Raw genomic sequence first — 13,262 nt, forward strand, 5'->3', positions numbered from 1 at the left:
AGGAAAACGTATAAGGAGCAGCGGATCGTGACGACAGCGGAAACACCGTGGGACGGTGGACCGGAACAGGTCACCGAGCCCGTCGAGATGGGCCCGACCGGCCGCCCGCTGCGCCTGGTGCCCGATCCACCGCAGGTCCAGCGCCATGGTGACGCGCTCGTCGTCGCCATGTGCAATCAGAAGGGCGGGGTCGGCAAGACCACCTCGACCATCAATCTCGGTGCGGCACTGGCCGAATACGGTCGTCGCGTGCTGCTGGTCGACCTCGACCCGCAGGGCGCGCTCTCGGCCGGACTCGGTGTGGCACACCACGATCTCGATCTCACCGTGCACGACCTGCTGATCGGCGGCAAGGCCAAGGTCGACGACGTGCTGCAGACCACCAAGGTCGACGGCATGGACCTGCTACCCAGCAACATCGACCTCTCCGCGGCCGAGATCCAGCTGGTCAACGAGGTCGGCCGCGAACAGTCGCTCGGCCGTGCCCTGCACGGCGTGCGCGATCGCTACGACTACATCCTCATCGACTGCCAGCCCTCGCTCGGCCTGCTCACCGTCAACGCGCTGGCCTGTTCCGACGGTGTGATCATTCCGATGGAGTGCGAGTACTTCTCGCTGCGTGGCCTCGCGCTGCTCAACGACACCGTCGAGAAAGTGCGCGACCGTCTCAACCCGCGGCTGAGCCTCTACGGCATCGTGGTCACCATGTTCGATGCGCGACTGCTGCATTCGCGTCAGGTGATGTCGCGCGTGGTCGAGGTGTTCGGCGATCTGGTCTATGACACCGCCATCTCGCGTACCGTGCGCTTCCCCGACGCCAGCGTCGCGGGGGAGCCGATCACCACCTGGTCGCCGAAATCGGGCGGCGCTGAGTCGTACCGTGCGATGGCCCGCGAAGTCATCCACCGGTCGGGCCGGTGATCGGAGCTCCACCTGCGGTGCAAGCAGTACCCGAAGACGCGGTACCGGACGCGGAGAAGTCCGGGTTCCACTTGCGGCTCACCAATTTCGAGGGGCCGTTCGATCTGCTGCTGACGCTGATCAGCTCGCGCAAACTCGATGTCACCGAAGTCGCGCTGCACCAGGTCACCGATGAATTCATCGCCTACACCAAGGCATTGACCGCCGAGCTGGCCGGCAACACCAAGCTGCGCGCGGACAAGATTCTCGATCAGACCACCGAATTCCTCGTCGTCGCCGCCACTCTGCTCGACCTCAAGGCTGCTCGGCTGCTGCCGTCGGGGGAGATGACCGACGCGGACGATCTCGAACTCCTCGACGCTCGCGATCTGCTGTTCGCGCGACTGCTGCAGTACCGCGCGTTCAAGCAGGTGGCCGAGCTGCTCGCCGAACTGGAAGCCGCGGCCCTGCGCCGGTACCCGCGCTCGGTGGCACTGGAAGAACAGTTCGAAGGGCTGCTGCCCGAGGTGACGCTCGGCGTGGATATCGCCGCGTTCGCCGAGATCGCCGCGGCCGCCTTCCGGCCACGCCCGATCGCCGAGGTCGGGCTCGGGCATCTGCACATGCACACCATCTCGGTCGCCGAACAGGCCGAGGTGGTGCTGGCCCTCTTGAAGCAACGCGGGCCGGGCGGGTGGACGACGTTCGCCGAATTGGTGGTCGACTGCACAGTCCCGGTGGAAATCGTGGCGCGGTTCCTGGCGTTGTTGGAGCTGTATCGCGGTAAGACCATCGCCTTCGACCAACCCGATCCGCTCGGGCCGCTGGCTGTCAGCTGGCTCGGCGAGCTCGACGTGGAGGCGGAAGCGGCGGCGTTGAAGTTCGAGGAGGATTACGGGTGAGCGCATCGGGCCCGCAGGCGCCGGCACAGAGTGACCACCCAGGGCCCACGATCATCCGAGGAGGCAGAGCATGACGGAAGCAGTGGCGGAATTCACCTCCGAGCCACTCGACGACCTCGAATTGCGCTCGGCCCTCGAGGCCATGTTGCTCGTCGTCGACGCCCCGGCACCGACAGAACAGCTGGCAGCGGCCCTGGACGACACCAGCGAGCGCGTCGAAACCGTGCTGCGCGCGATGTCGGCCGAACTGACCGAACGAGGCAGCGGCATCGACCTGCGTTTCGTCGGTGACGGATGGCGCTTCTATACTCGACAGGAGTACGCGCCCTACGTCGAGCGTGTACTGCTCGACGGGGCCCGGACCAAACTGACCCGGGCCGCCTTGGAAACCTTGGCGGTAGTCGCCTACCGCCAGCCGGTGACCCGCATGCGGGTCAGCGCGGTCCGAGGGGTGAACGTCGACGGAGTGATGCGCACGCTGCTGGCCAGAGGCTTGATCGCGGAAGCAGGTCAGGACCCCGAAACCAACGGCACGTTGTACCGCACCACCGAGTTGTTCCTCGAACGGATCGGGCTCGCCTCTCTCGGCGACCTGCCACTGCTGGCGCCGCTGCTTCCCGGCGTCGATCTGATCGACGAGATCAGCGAGAGCCTGGAAACCGATCCCCGGTTCACCAGGCTGAAGAAATCCGCCGAGTCCGACATGGACCTCGGCACTGACGATTGACAGGACAGATGAATAATTCCGCTCGCCGAGATGGCACACCGGATCGAAGAAGTCGCAGCGACCAGCCCCGAAGTGGCGCGAATCGAACCGCGGGTAACCGCGGCGACAGTGCGCGCACCGGGCAGGGGAGCTCCCGCGCAGGTGCTCCCGCCCGCGGCGCGGGTGGCTATCAGCGCGGCAATCAGACAGCAGCCCGGTCCGCGGGCAGCTTCCAGCGTGACGCCGAATCCGGCGGTCGTCGTGGGTCCACCGGTGGTGGCTACCAGCGTGATGACCGTCGTGGTGCGTCCACCGGTGGTGACCGTCGTGGCAGTTCGCCCGGTGGTTACCAGCGTGATGATCGACGTGGTGCCCCGGCCGGTCGCGGCGCGTCCGCCGGTGGTTACCAGCGTGATGACCGTCGTGGTGCCCCCGCCGGTGGTGACCGTCGTGGTCCGTCGGCCGGTGGTTACCAGCGTGACGACCGTCGTGGCGCTCCCGCAGGCGCGGGTCAGCGTGATGACCGTCGCGGCACCGGTGGCGGCTACCCGCGTGGTGACGTCCAGCGGGGCGGCACGGCCGGTCAGCGTAGCGGCGCTTCGGCAGGTACCCAGGCCTTCGCCGCTCGCAAGAAGACCTCCTCGAAGCCGCAGAAGAAGGTCGTCGCTCCGACGATCCTGAACAACGCCAAGCCCGCGCGTCACCAGCACGCCGAGGTCACCGAGGGCCCCAAGAAGCTCCCGTGGGGCGAAGGCGAACGCCTGCAGAAGGTCCTCGCCAAGGCCGGTGTGGCTTCGCGTCGCGCCGCCGAGGAGATGATCGCCGCCGGTCGCGTCGAGGTCGACGGCAAGATCGTGCGTGAGCAGGGTCTGCGTATCGACGCCGAGAACGCGGTCGTACGCGTCGACGGCACCCGGGTCGTCGTCCGCGACGAACTGGTGCACCTGGTGCTGAACAAGCCGAGGGGCTGGCAGTCCACCATGTCCGACGACCTGGGGCGCCCCTGCGTCGGAGATATCATCGCCGAGCGTATCGCCGCTGGTCAGCGCCTGTTCCACGTCGGCCGTCTGGATGCCGACACCGAGGGTCTGCTGCTGGTCACCAATGACGGCGAGATGGCGCATCGGCTGATGCACCCCTCGTTCGAGGTGCCCAAGACTTACCTGGCGACCGTCGACGGCGAGGTGAACTACCGCCTGGTCGGCAAGCGCCTGCGTGAAGGCGTCGAGCTCGAGGACGGCCCCGCCAAGGTCGACAAGTTCATGATGCTCGAGGCCAACCAGGGTCGTTCGCTGGTGAAGCTCGTGTTGCACGAGGGGCGCAAGCACATCGTGCGTAGGCTGCTCGACGAGGTCGGCCACCCGGTGATCCGGCTGGTGCGCACCCACCTCGGCCCGGTGGCACTGGGTGACCAGCGCCCCGGCACGCTGCGGGTGCTCGGCCGCGACGAGATCGGCAAACTCTACGAGGCGGTGCAGCTGTGAACGGTGTGGACTTTCCCCTGGAATTCGCCAGTGACCGGATGACCGGTGACGCGACGCTCGTCGTCGCGATGGACGGTCCCTCCGGCACCGGCAAGTCCAGCGTGTCGCGTCGTCTCGCGACGCGCCTCGGTGCCCGCTACCTCGACACCGGTGCCATGTACCGCGTGGCGACCCTGTGCGTGCTGCGTGCGGGCGTCGACCTGACCGACTCGGTCGCTATCGCGGAAACCGTTGCCGCGCTGCCTCTTTCGATCGGCACCGATCCCAGCCACGAGGTCATCGAACTCGACGGCGAGGACGTGTCGAGTGAGATCCGCGGCGATGCCGTCACCAAGGCCGTTTCGGCGGTCTCGGCAGTGGGTCAGGTGCGCGAGCAGTTGGTGTCGCTGCAGCAGGAGATCGCGGCCTCGTCCGGGCGCATCGTGGTCGAAGGCCGCGATATCGGCACCGTCGTGCTCACCGGCGCCGACGCCAAGATCTACCTCACCGCCTCCCCGGAGGCACGCGCCGAACGGCGCAACGCGCAGAACATCCGCGAGGGCCGTGGCGACGACTACGAGGCCGTGCTGGCCGACGTCGTCCGCCGCGACACCCTCGACTCCACCCGCACAGTGTCGCCCTTGCGCCCCGCCGCCGACGCGGTGCTCGTCGACACCAGCGACCTGACGATGGCGCAGACCATCGAGGAGCTGTATCGCGTGGTGGCTCAGCAGCTTTCGGCCACGACAGGAGGTCCGCGATGATCGAAGAGATTCTCGTAGGCGACGGAACCTGGACCGACGAGTCCGAGTGGGAAAACCTCGATATCGACGCCGACGGTGAGGGTGAACAGTTCGTCGCCATGCCGACGCTTGCCGTGGTCGGGCGCCCGAACGTGGGCAAGTCGACCCTGGTCAACCGCATTCTCGGCCGTCGCGAAGCGGTGGTCGAAGACGTTCCCGGTGTCACCCGTGACCGTATTTCGTACGAGGCCAACTGGGCCGGGCGCCGCTTCATGGTGCAGGACACCGGCGGTTGGGAACCCGACGCCAAGGGCCTGCAGGCCCATGTCGCGCGCCAGGCCGAGGTGGCGATGGAAACCGCCGACGCGATCCTGCTCGTCGTCGACGCCACCGTCGGCGCGACCACGACCGACGAGGCCGCGGTGCGCAAGCTGCGCCGCTCCAAGATCCCGGTGATCCTGGTGGCCAACAAGGTCGACGACCAGAAGGTCGAACTCGAGGCCGCGTCGCTGTGGTCGCTGGGTCTTGGCGAGCCGCGCATGGTCTCGGCCGCACACGGTCGTGGCACCGGTGACCTCCTCGACGACGTGCTCAGCGCACTGCCCGAGACCCCGCGTGAGGGCACCGCTGTCGCGGGTCCGCGTCGCGTTGCCCTGGTCGGCAAGCCGAACGTCGGCAAGTCCAGCCTGCTCAACAAGCTGGCGGGCGACGAGCGTTCGGTGGTCCACGACGTCGCCGGCACCACTGTCGACCCGGTCGACTCGCTGGTCGAGCTCGGCGGCAAGACCTGGAAGTTCGTCGACACCGCCGGTCTGCGCCGCAAGGTCTCCAATGCTACCGGCACCGAGTTCTACGCCTCGCTGCGCACGAAGTCGGCCCTCGAAGCCTCCGAGGTCGCGATCATGCTGATCGACGCCTCGGTGCCGATCACCGAACAGGACCTGCGCGTGATCAGCCTGGTCGCCGACTCCGGTCGCGCGCTGGTGCTGGCGTTCAACAAGTGGGACTTGGTCGACGAGGACCGCCGCTACATGCTCGAGCGCGAGATCGACCGCGATCTGGTGCGCGTGCCGTGGGCACAGCGCGTCAACATTTCTGCCCACACCGGCCGCGCCGTGGCCAAGCTGGTGCCGCAGATGGAGACCGCGCTCGAGTCCTGGGACAAGCGCATCTCCACCGGTCGCCTGAACACCTGGCTCAAGGAAGTCATCGCGGCCACCCCGCCGCCGATGCGTGGCGGCCGTCAGCCCCGCGTCATGTTCGCCACCCAGGCGAGCACCCGCCCGCCGACGTTCGTGCTGTTCACCACCGGCTTCCTCGAGGCGGGCTACCGCCGCTTCCTGGAGCGTCGCCTGCGTGAGGAGTTCGGCTTCGACGGCTCGCCGGTGCGCATCTCGGTGCGTGTGCGCGAGAAGAAGGAACGCAAGAAGTAATTCGAAGATCCCACGAGCGGCCTCGGCGAATATCGCCGGGGCTGTTCGCTTTTCAGGCGTCGAGCACGCGGTCGAGCAGGTGATCGACCAATTGTGGTGCGCGCGCGGCGTAGTCGTCGTTGGTGAGCATGCCCTGGGCGAGTCCGCCGAGCGCGAGCAGGATCACCTCGGCATCCGCGACGACCGTCTTCTCGTCGGCGTCGGGCCCCCGCAACGCCCGCAGTTGTCCCGCGACCGCATCGACGATGTAGTTCGGCGCGCCCACGGTATCGGCGGATTCGACGTCGGGGCCGGTGAGCGTCGCCGCATGGAAAATGCCGAGAATGACCGCGTCCCGCCGACTCGGTTCATCGAGGGGCAGTACCGACATCAGCATCGCGCGCACGACATCGCGTGGACCGGCGTCGGGTCCGAGGGCCGCGAACCCCTGTGCCATCCGGGCACCGGAATCCTCGACGACAGCGCGGTGCGTGGCGAGAATGAACTCCCGCTTGGTGCCGAAGTAATACTGCACCGACCGCACCGACACCCCGGCCAAGATCGGGCGATTCAAGAACGACAAGGCGCGCGAGGAGTACATGCGCGCATACGGCGAACTGGAAAAGCAAGTGGCCGATTCCCTGCACCATGCACGACGTCCCCACCTCCTTCGGTATGACGAAGGTACGCAAATCCGGTGTCGGACACGGTGTTCCGATCGTGATGATGCACTCGCTCGGCGGCAACAGTCTCATGTGGAGTCACCTGATCGCCGACCTCGCGCGCGACCGCGTGGTGTACGCGCCGGAGATGATCGGCGCCCCGGGACTCAGCGTGCAGACCGCGCCGATCGACGAGTTCACATTCGGTGCCTGGCTCGGCGAAGTGCTCGACGGCCTCGGCGTAGAGAAGGTGCACCTGGTCGGATATTCGCAGGGTGCGTGGCTGGCGATGGCGATCGCCGCGGGGGAGCGGCGGCGTTTGGCGAGCTTGACGATCGCCGAGCCCGGCGGCACCCTCACCAAGCTCCGTTGGAGCGTGCTGCGGACGATGATCAAGGTGGGCGCGCGGCCCACCGACAAGAATCTGCGCAAGATGCAGGAGTGGCTCAATCCCGGGGTCGCGCTGAACGACGCGGAGTTCGCCGGGGTGAAGGCCGCGCTGAAATATCACCCCGCCATCGGCTACCCGCGCATGTTCTCCGACGAGCGATTGGCCGAGATCACGGTCCCGACCCTGGGCCTCTTCGGTGCGCAGTCCCAGATCGTCGACGCCGAGCTCGCCGCCCAACGCCTTCACGACAACATCGCCATCTGCGAAACCGAGATCGTCCCGAACGTCGGCCACGGCATCCTGTACCAGATCCCCACCGTGGTGACCTCCCACATCCTCGACTTCACCCGCCGCTACGAACCGACCGACGCCCGCCACGGCGAGTAGTCGGCGCCCGCCACGTCCACGATCACGCCGAAGAACACTCCCGCAGGCCTGATAATCATCTGAGAACCACCGGGTGGTGGACACTTCGGCAATGTCGGGCACGTTGAAAGCGGTACGAGGTCGAAGCGGCCTCCGCGAGGGAGTGTGTCATGAGTCTCATCGGAACCTTGGTCGGTTACGCGTTGACGGTGTTCTTGGTGCTGTTGATCGCCAGGATGGTGGTCGACTGGATCGATGCGCTGGGCAACGGCCCGCAGTGGGCGCGCAAGGCGCGGGAGGTGACCCATGCCGCGACCGAACCGGTGATCGCCCCGGTACGGAAAGTGTTGAAGCCCATCCGCATCGGTGATTTCGGCCTCGACCTGGCGTTCACCGCGGTGTTCATCGCCGTGCTGATCCTGCGCTCGGTGGCGTTCAGTCTGTAGATCAGAGCGCCACCGTCGAGCTCGCCGAGGCGGTGTCGATGGTGCCGAGCAGCGCCAGTGACTGCTCGGCGTCGGAGCCCGGCTCGGCGTGATAGACGACGAGCGTCTGTCCCGGCGCGCCGTTGACCGTGAATGTCTCGTAGGACAACGCCAGCTCACCCACCAGCGGGTGGGTGAATCGCTTCTCCCCGGCGGTTTTCGCGCGAACCTCGTGCTTGGCCCAGAGCCGCCGGAAGTCCTCGCTCTTCAACGACAGCTCGCCCACCAGTTCCGTCAAGCGCGGGTCGTCGAGATCGGTGCCCGCGTTGACGCGCAGCGCGGCCACCGTTTCCGCGGCGATTCTCGGCCAATCCGGAAAAACGTTGCGCGCCTCGGGATCCAGGAACACCATCCGAACCTGATTGACTCCCGGCACCGAACAGGCATTCAGCGCGACGGCCAGCGGTGTCGCGGCCAGCACGTCCAGATGCCGCCCGTAGACCAGTGCAGGCGTGTCCGACCAGGTGCGCATCAGGCGCAGCAGACTCGGCGTGACCCGCTCCGGTCGTCGCGGTGCACGGGTGCGTCGCGGCGCCGGTCGCGCCAGCTCCCGCAGATGTGCGACGCCGTCGTCGTCGAGGGAGAACACCCGCGCGAGCGCCGTCACGATCTGATCGGACGGATGTTTGTCGCGGCCTTGTTCGAGCCGGATGTAGTAATCCGCGCTCATTCCCGCCAACATCGCGACTTCCTCGCGCCGTAATCCGGCCACCCGGCGCTGACCGCCGCCGGCCATCCCGAACTCTGCGGGGGTGACCTGCTGGCGGCGGGCCCGCAGGAACACACCGAGACGATTGTCGGAATCCATGCTGTCGAGGGTAGGCCGACCGGGTGCGAGCTGGGTGGCCCTCCCGCTACCAGGAAGCTTCCGACCTGGCACGCGTCGGGCACCGAGACCAACGTTGTGACCATGACAAACAACAACGAAGGCCGGGTCGCCGTAGTCACCGGAGCATCCAGCGGTATCGGTGCCGCCACCGCGCGTCGGCTGGCGGACGAGGGCATGAAGGTCGCGCTGCTCGGGCGGCGCAAGGATCGACTCGAAGAACTCGCTCACAGTATCGGCGCGAACACCCTCGCGGTGACCGTCGACGTGACCGAGCGGCAGTCCATCCTGGATGCCGCCGCCGAGGTGCGCGCCGCGTTCGGTCCTGTCGATCTGGTGGTCGCGAACGCAGGCGTCATGCTCGGCGCGCCGTTCGAGCAGGCCGAAGTCGACGAATGGGACCAGATGGTCGGCACGAATATCAACGGATTGCTCTACACCGGAAGGGCCTTCATCGATGACCTGCTCGCCGCCGCCGACGCGGGTCGCACCGCTGACCTGGTGCTCGTCGGTTCCATCGGCGGCCACGTGTCGTTCCCGAATTACGGCGTCTATTGCGCCACCAAGGCGGCGGTGGCCCACCTGACCCGCAATTTGCGCACCGAGTTCGGTCCACGCGGAGTCCGGGTCAAGAACATCGAACCCGGGTTCGTCGGCACCGAACTCGGCGCGGGCATGCGCGACGACACCCGACGCGCCGAACTCGCCGACTGGCGGGACGGACTGGAAATCCTGCTCCCCACCGACATCGCCGATGCCATCGCTTACGCCGTCTCGGCCCCACGCCGAATGAACATCGCCGAACTGATCGTCGTCCCCACCGAACAGGGATGAAGTAGTGACTGCCGCCGAAACCATTCGGCGGCAGTTACTTTCGTTGCCGAATTGGTACGGCCGTGCCCGGATTGCCTGGATACTCGAAGGGTCACCCGCCGATCGCAGGCGGGGGAGCAGGGGAGAGGACTGGCGGATGGCCCTGGTTGTGCAGAAATTCGGCGGCTCGTCGGTAGCCACCGCGGAGCGGATCCGGCGGGTCGCCGAACGGATCGTGGAGACGAAGAAGCAGGGGCACGATGTGGTGGTGGTCTGCTCGGCAATGGGCGACACCACCGACGAGCTCCTCGAATTGGCGGGCCAGATCGCGTCGGCCCCGGAACCGCGCGAGCTGGACATGCTCCTGACCTCCGGTGAACGGATCTCGAATGCGTTGGTAGCCATGGCAATTCACGCACTCGGCGCCGAAGCCCGATCGTTGACGGGCTCGCAGGCGGGCGTGATCACCACCGGCACCCACGGCCGCGCCAAGATCATCGAAGTCGATCCGGGACGGGTGCGCCGCGCCCTCGACGACGGCGAAGTGGTGTTGGTCGCCGGGTTCCAGGGCGTCAGTCAGGACAACAACGACGTCACCACCCTCGGCCGCGGCGGCTCCGACACCACCGCCGTCGCACTGGCCGCGGCATTGCGCGCCGACGTCTGCGAGATCTACACCGACGTCGACGGCATCTTCACCGCCGACCCGCGCATCGTGGCCGACGCCCAGAAACTCGACCAGGTCTCCTACGAGGAGATGCTGGAGATGGCGGCCTGCGGTTCGAAGGTACTCATGCTGCGCTGCGTCGAATACGCGCGGCGCTACCAGGTTCCCGTGCATGTGCGCTCGTCCTACACCGACGGGATCGGCACCACCGTGTTCGGCTCGATGGCCGACATCCCCGCCGACCAGGCCGTGCTCACCGGCGTCGCGCACGATCGGGACGAGGCCAAGGTGACCGTCGTCGGCCTGCCCGACGAGCCCGGCTACGCGGCGAAGGTGTTCCGCGCGGTCGCCGACGCCGAGATCGGGATCGACATGGTGGTGCAGAACACCGGCACCGGCCGCACCGACATCACCTTCACCCTGCCCGCCGCCGACGGTGCGCGCGCCGTCGCCCTACTGCGCGACCGCCGCGCGGAGATCGGTTTCGCCGACGTCCGCTACGACGACCGCGTCGGCAAGGTCTCGCTGATCGGCGCGGGGATGCGCGACACCCCGGGCGTCACCGCCACCTTCTGCGAGGCGCTGGCCGCGGCGAACATCAACCTGGACCTGATCGCCACCTCCGAGATCCGCATTTCCGTGCTGGTCCGCGACACCGACCTCGACGAAGCCGTGCGCATCCTGCATCGCGCCTTCGACCTCGGCGGTGCGGAGGTGGCTGTCGTGCACGGAGGTACCGGGAGATGAGCACCCGGTTGACCTCGTTCACCAGAGCCGGACTCGAATTCGACGTCGTCGATTCCGGCCCACTCGACGGCCCCGTAGTCGTTGCACTGCACGGCTTTCCGCAAACCGCGTCCTCGCTGCGCCCGATCACCGCGTTGCTCAATGCTCGCGGGTATCGCACCGTCGCCCCGAACCAGCGCGGTTACTCACCGCGCGCCCGGCCACGACGTCGCCGCGACTACAAGATGCCCGAACTCGTCGATGACGTGGTCGCGTTGATCGGCGCCATCGATCGTGGGCCGGTCCACCTGGTCGGGCACGACTGGGGTGCGGCGGTCGGCTGGGCGGCAGCGGCCGCACGGCCCGACCTCGTCCGAACACTGGTGGCCCTTTCGGTGCCGCATCCGGGCGCCTACTTCCGCTCGATGCTCAGCAGCGGCCAGTTCCTGCGCTCGTGGTACATCGGGTTGATCCAGCTTCCGGTGCTGCCCGAGTTCGCCCTGCGGGTGAGCGGCGCCCGGATGGACCGGACGCTGGCCGGAACCGGGATGAACCCGGAGGCGATCGCGCGCGTGCACACCGAGGTCATCGACACGGGCGCGCTCACCACGGCGATGCATTGGTATCGCGGCTTGCCGATGACCACCCGGCGGGCGGCGACCACGCGGGTCACGATTCCGGTGACGTATGTGTGGAGCACCGGTGACCCGTGGCTCACCGGCCGCGCCGCCGACCTGACCGGTGAGTATGTCACCGGCGACTATCGCCTCACCGTGCTCGACGGTTCGCACTGGCTTCCCGAGGAGTACCCGAACGAGCTCGCCGACCTGATCGTCGACCGCATCCAGTCGCTGCCGAGCTGAGACGTCAACCGATCGCCAACGGCCGCATCGATTCGGGCAGGGCAGGCATCAACGGGGCACAGCGCATCGCCCGCACGGCCAGTTGCTCGTGAATGCGACCGCGAACGCCCGGCCATTCCTCGTGCAGGATCGAATAGAACGCGGTGTCACGCACCGCACCGTCGAGTCCGCGCGAATGTGCCCGCCGCACACCGTCGCTCACCGCTCCCAGGCGTTCGATCGCCGCCCGCGAGCGCAGGTTGCGAGCGTCGGCGCGCAGCGTCACCCGCCGCACACCCCAGCTGTCGAAGGCATGCGACAGCAGCAGCAGTTTGGCGTCGAGATTCACCTGACCGCCGCGCACCGAGGGGGTGAGCCAGGTGTTGCCGATCTCCACGGCGTCGGGGATGGCGCCGCCGGGCAACGAGGTGACCGGTTCGGCCGACAACGGCCAGGTCAGCGGCCCCTGCCAGTAGTCGAGTCGGGTGAATCGGGTCGCCCCGACCACGCACTCGTCGGCGACGGTGACGATCGCGAAGGCCAGTGCCGTGCCTGCCAGTTGCGCGGCTTCGGCCTGGAAGACATAGGTGCGCGCCTCCTGTTCGCCGTGCGGGACGACGGTGAACCCGGCAGGCCCGTCGAGGGCGGCCGCCGCGGCGACCAGGCCGGGAACATGGTGGGGTGCAAGGGGTTCCAGCCGTGCGATGCGGCCATGGAGGATAACGGGTGCGGGCATGGTGACCGGCGTCCTTCGTCTGAGAGGGTCGCCGAATGCATGAGGCGTGGATGGTTCCCGCGACATCATGATTCGGCGAAGCGACACGAACGATCCAGCAGCATCGAAAAGAACTGGATGCAAGATAGCCGACGTGGTGCGGTAGCTGGAAGTGCGCACGCAGATGTCGCGGTCGGAAAGTTGCGCCGCGTGCGCTGGGCGGATCGCGTCACGGCGCCGTTGCGGCGGCTCGCGAAGGTACCAACTGGATCGCGGTGTGCGTCAGAGCACGTTTTCGCACGTCAGCGCCATAACGGTTCGATAAATGACACCGATGTCGAGAATCTGAGCAAACGTCCAGTTGTGTGGAGGTTTTGCCCGTTCCGGCCGGTGTTCTGGGGAAATGTAACGCGCGTTATCATTTCGTGTCGTACGCTTGTTCGATGTGATGCAGATCACACCGTCTGTCATCCGGTCGGCCCAGCTGGCAAGCTCGTAATTGCTGAACGTTAACCGTTCGTGATCATCAACCGGATCATCGCCGATCCGTGGTCGTGAACGCCCCGCACGTCCGCCTCGGCGCGGCGGCAACCGAAAGATCCAGTACGGATCGTTGATCGGCCGTGTCGGGACGGCTGTCCGG

13 protein-coding genes and 1 pseudogene are annotated in these 13,262 nt (G+C 67.2%); 11 read left to right on the forward strand and 3 right to left on the reverse strand.

What is annotated here, in order from left to right; genetic code table 11:
- The first annotated feature begins 87 nt into the window (after positions 1 to 87).
- The 6 genes and pseudogenes from ACFW6D_RS15290 to der all read left to right on the forward strand — a co-directional run bounded on the left by ACFW6D_RS15290 (position 88) and on the right by der (position 6,147).
- Positions 88 to 921, forward strand: coding sequence for a ParA family protein (locus ACFW6D_RS15290; RefSeq protein WP_228538008.1), 834 nt, complete (start codon positions 88 to 90; stop codon positions 919 to 921).
- Positions 922 to 938: 17 nt separating this feature from the next.
- Entirely contained in the window at positions 939 to 1,802 is an 864-nt protein-coding gene (locus tag ACFW6D_RS15295) for a segregation and condensation protein A (RefSeq protein ID WP_379328528.1), read from the forward strand.
- A 70-nt stretch (positions 1,803 to 1,872) separates the two neighbouring features.
- Positions 1,873 to 2,529, forward strand: coding sequence for an SMC-Scp complex subunit ScpB (scpB, locus tag ACFW6D_RS15300; protein WP_379328530.1), 657 nt, complete (start codon positions 1,873 to 1,875; stop codon positions 2,527 to 2,529).
- A 659-nt stretch (positions 2,530 to 3,188) separates the two neighbouring features.
- A pseudogene (locus ACFW6D_RS15305) lies at positions 3,189 to 3,992 on the forward strand (pseudouridine synthase); the annotation flags it as partial.
- A 38-nt stretch (positions 3,993 to 4,030) separates the two neighbouring features.
- On the forward strand, positions 4,031 to 4,735 hold the full coding sequence (gene cmk / locus ACFW6D_RS15310) for a (d)CMP kinase (RefSeq protein ID WP_379328767.1): 705 nt from the start codon (positions 4,031 to 4,033) through the stop codon (positions 4,733 to 4,735).
- Positions 4,732 to 6,147 (forward strand): ribosome biogenesis GTPase Der, encoded by a 1,416-nt coding sequence (gene der, locus ACFW6D_RS15315; protein ID WP_379328532.1) that lies wholly within the window; start codon positions 4,732 to 4,734, stop codon positions 6,145 to 6,147. Before cmk ends, der begins: the two co-directional genes overlap by 4 nt.
- A 52-nt stretch (positions 6,148 to 6,199) precedes the next feature.
- On the opposite strand, the gene ACFW6D_RS15320 is transcribed toward der, so the two are convergent.
- Positions 6,200 to 6,727 carry a TetR/AcrR family transcriptional regulator gene (locus ACFW6D_RS15320; protein WP_379328534.1) on the reverse strand — a complete coding sequence of 176 codons (528 nt, stop codon included), beginning with the start codon at positions 6,725 to 6,727 and terminating at the stop codon, positions 6,200 to 6,202.
- A 47-nt stretch (positions 6,728 to 6,774) separates the two neighbouring features.
- Between ACFW6D_RS15320 and ACFW6D_RS15325 the strand changes: the two genes are divergently transcribed.
- Together ACFW6D_RS15325 and ACFW6D_RS15330 are read left to right on the forward strand one after the other, a co-directional pair.
- Positions 6,775 to 7,566, forward strand: a complete 792-nt coding sequence (locus tag ACFW6D_RS15325; RefSeq protein ID WP_379328536.1) for an alpha/beta fold hydrolase — start codon at positions 6,775 to 6,777, stop codon at positions 7,564 to 7,566.
- A 149-nt stretch (positions 7,567 to 7,715) separates the two neighbouring features.
- Positions 7,716 to 7,991 (forward strand): YggT family protein, encoded by a 276-nt coding sequence (locus tag ACFW6D_RS15330; RefSeq protein ID WP_379328538.1) that lies wholly within the window; start codon positions 7,716 to 7,718, stop codon positions 7,989 to 7,991.
- A 1-nt stretch (position 7,992) separates the two neighbouring features.
- On the opposite strand, the gene ACFW6D_RS15335 is transcribed toward ACFW6D_RS15330, so the two are convergent.
- On the reverse strand, positions 7,993 to 8,838 hold the full coding sequence (locus ACFW6D_RS15335) for a helix-turn-helix transcriptional regulator (RefSeq protein ID WP_379328540.1): 846 nt from the start codon (positions 8,836 to 8,838) through the stop codon (positions 7,993 to 7,995).
- Positions 8,839 to 8,940: 102 nt separating this feature from the next.
- Between ACFW6D_RS15335 and ACFW6D_RS15340 the strand changes: the two genes are divergently transcribed.
- From ACFW6D_RS15340 to ACFW6D_RS15350, 3 genes are all read left to right on the forward strand, one after another.
- Positions 8,941 to 9,690 (forward strand): SDR family oxidoreductase, encoded by a 750-nt coding sequence (locus ACFW6D_RS15340; protein ID WP_379328542.1) that lies wholly within the window; start codon positions 8,941 to 8,943, stop codon positions 9,688 to 9,690.
- Between the two features lie 136 nt (positions 9,691 to 9,826).
- Complete coding sequence (locus ACFW6D_RS15345) at positions 9,827 to 11,083, forward strand: aspartate kinase (protein WP_379328544.1); 1,257 nt, start codon at positions 9,827 to 9,829, stop codon at positions 11,081 to 11,083.
- Positions 11,080 to 11,925 carry an alpha/beta fold hydrolase gene (locus tag ACFW6D_RS15350; protein ID WP_379328546.1) on the forward strand — a complete coding sequence of 282 codons (846 nt, stop codon included), beginning with the start codon at positions 11,080 to 11,082 and terminating at the stop codon, positions 11,923 to 11,925. Before ACFW6D_RS15345 ends, ACFW6D_RS15350 begins: the two co-directional genes overlap by 4 nt.
- 4 nt (positions 11,926 to 11,929) lie before the next feature.
- Here the strand turns inward: ACFW6D_RS15350 and ACFW6D_RS15355 are convergent, their stop codons facing one another.
- A complete protein-coding gene (locus ACFW6D_RS15355) occupies positions 11,930 to 12,640 on the reverse strand; it encodes a GNAT family N-acetyltransferase (RefSeq protein ID WP_379328548.1) in 711 nt (236 codons plus the stop codon).
- Between the last annotated feature and the right edge of the window lie 622 nt (positions 12,641 to 13,262).

Source organism: Nocardia sp. NPDC058705 (genome assembly GCF_042749305.1).
In the GTDB taxonomy this organism is placed as follows: Bacteria; Actinomycetota; Actinomycetes; order Mycobacteriales; family Mycobacteriaceae; genus Nocardia.

What these genes read in the sequence shown, in the direction of transcription:
- ACFW6D_RS15350 (WP_379328546.1), top strand. Translation starts at nt 11,080, where the DNA reads ATGAGCACCCGGTTGACCTCGTTCACCAGAGCCGGACTCGAATTCGAC.
- scpB (WP_379328530.1), top strand. Translation starts at nt 1,873, where the DNA reads ATGACGGAAGCAGTGGCGGAATTCACCTCCGAGCCACTCGACGACCTC.
- der (WP_379328532.1), top strand. Translation starts at nt 4,732, where the DNA reads ATGATCGAAGAGATTCTCGTAGGCGACGGAACCTGGACCGACGAGTCC.
- ACFW6D_RS15330 (WP_379328538.1), top strand. Translation starts at nt 7,716, where the DNA reads ATGAGTCTCATCGGAACCTTGGTCGGTTACGCGTTGACGGTGTTCTTG.
- ACFW6D_RS15340 (WP_379328542.1), top strand. Translation starts at nt 8,941, where the DNA reads ATGACAAACAACAACGAAGGCCGGGTCGCCGTAGTCACCGGAGCATCC.
- ACFW6D_RS15325 (WP_379328536.1), top strand. Translation starts at nt 6,775, where the DNA reads ATGCACGACGTCCCCACCTCCTTCGGTATGACGAAGGTACGCAAATCC.
- ACFW6D_RS15335 (WP_379328540.1), bottom strand. Translation starts at nt 8,838, where the DNA reads ATGGATTCCGACAATCGTCTCGGTGTGTTCCTGCGGGCCCGCCGCCAG.
- ACFW6D_RS15345 (WP_379328544.1), top strand. Translation starts at nt 9,827, where the DNA reads ATGGCCCTGGTTGTGCAGAAATTCGGCGGCTCGTCGGTAGCCACCGCG.
- ACFW6D_RS15355 (WP_379328548.1), bottom strand. Translation starts at nt 12,640, where the DNA reads ATGCCCGCACCCGTTATCCTCCATGGCCGCATCGCACGGCTGGAACCC.
- cmk (WP_379328767.1), top strand. Translation starts at nt 4,031, where the DNA reads ATGACCGGTGACGCGACGCTCGTCGTCGCGATGGACGGTCCCTCCGGC.
- ACFW6D_RS15320 (WP_379328534.1), bottom strand. Translation starts at nt 6,727, where the DNA reads ATGTACTCCTCGCGCGCCTTGTCGTTCTTGAATCGCCCGATCTTGGCC.
- ACFW6D_RS15290 (WP_228538008.1), top strand. Translation starts at nt 88, where the DNA reads ATGGGCCCGACCGGCCGCCCGCTGCGCCTGGTGCCCGATCCACCGCAG.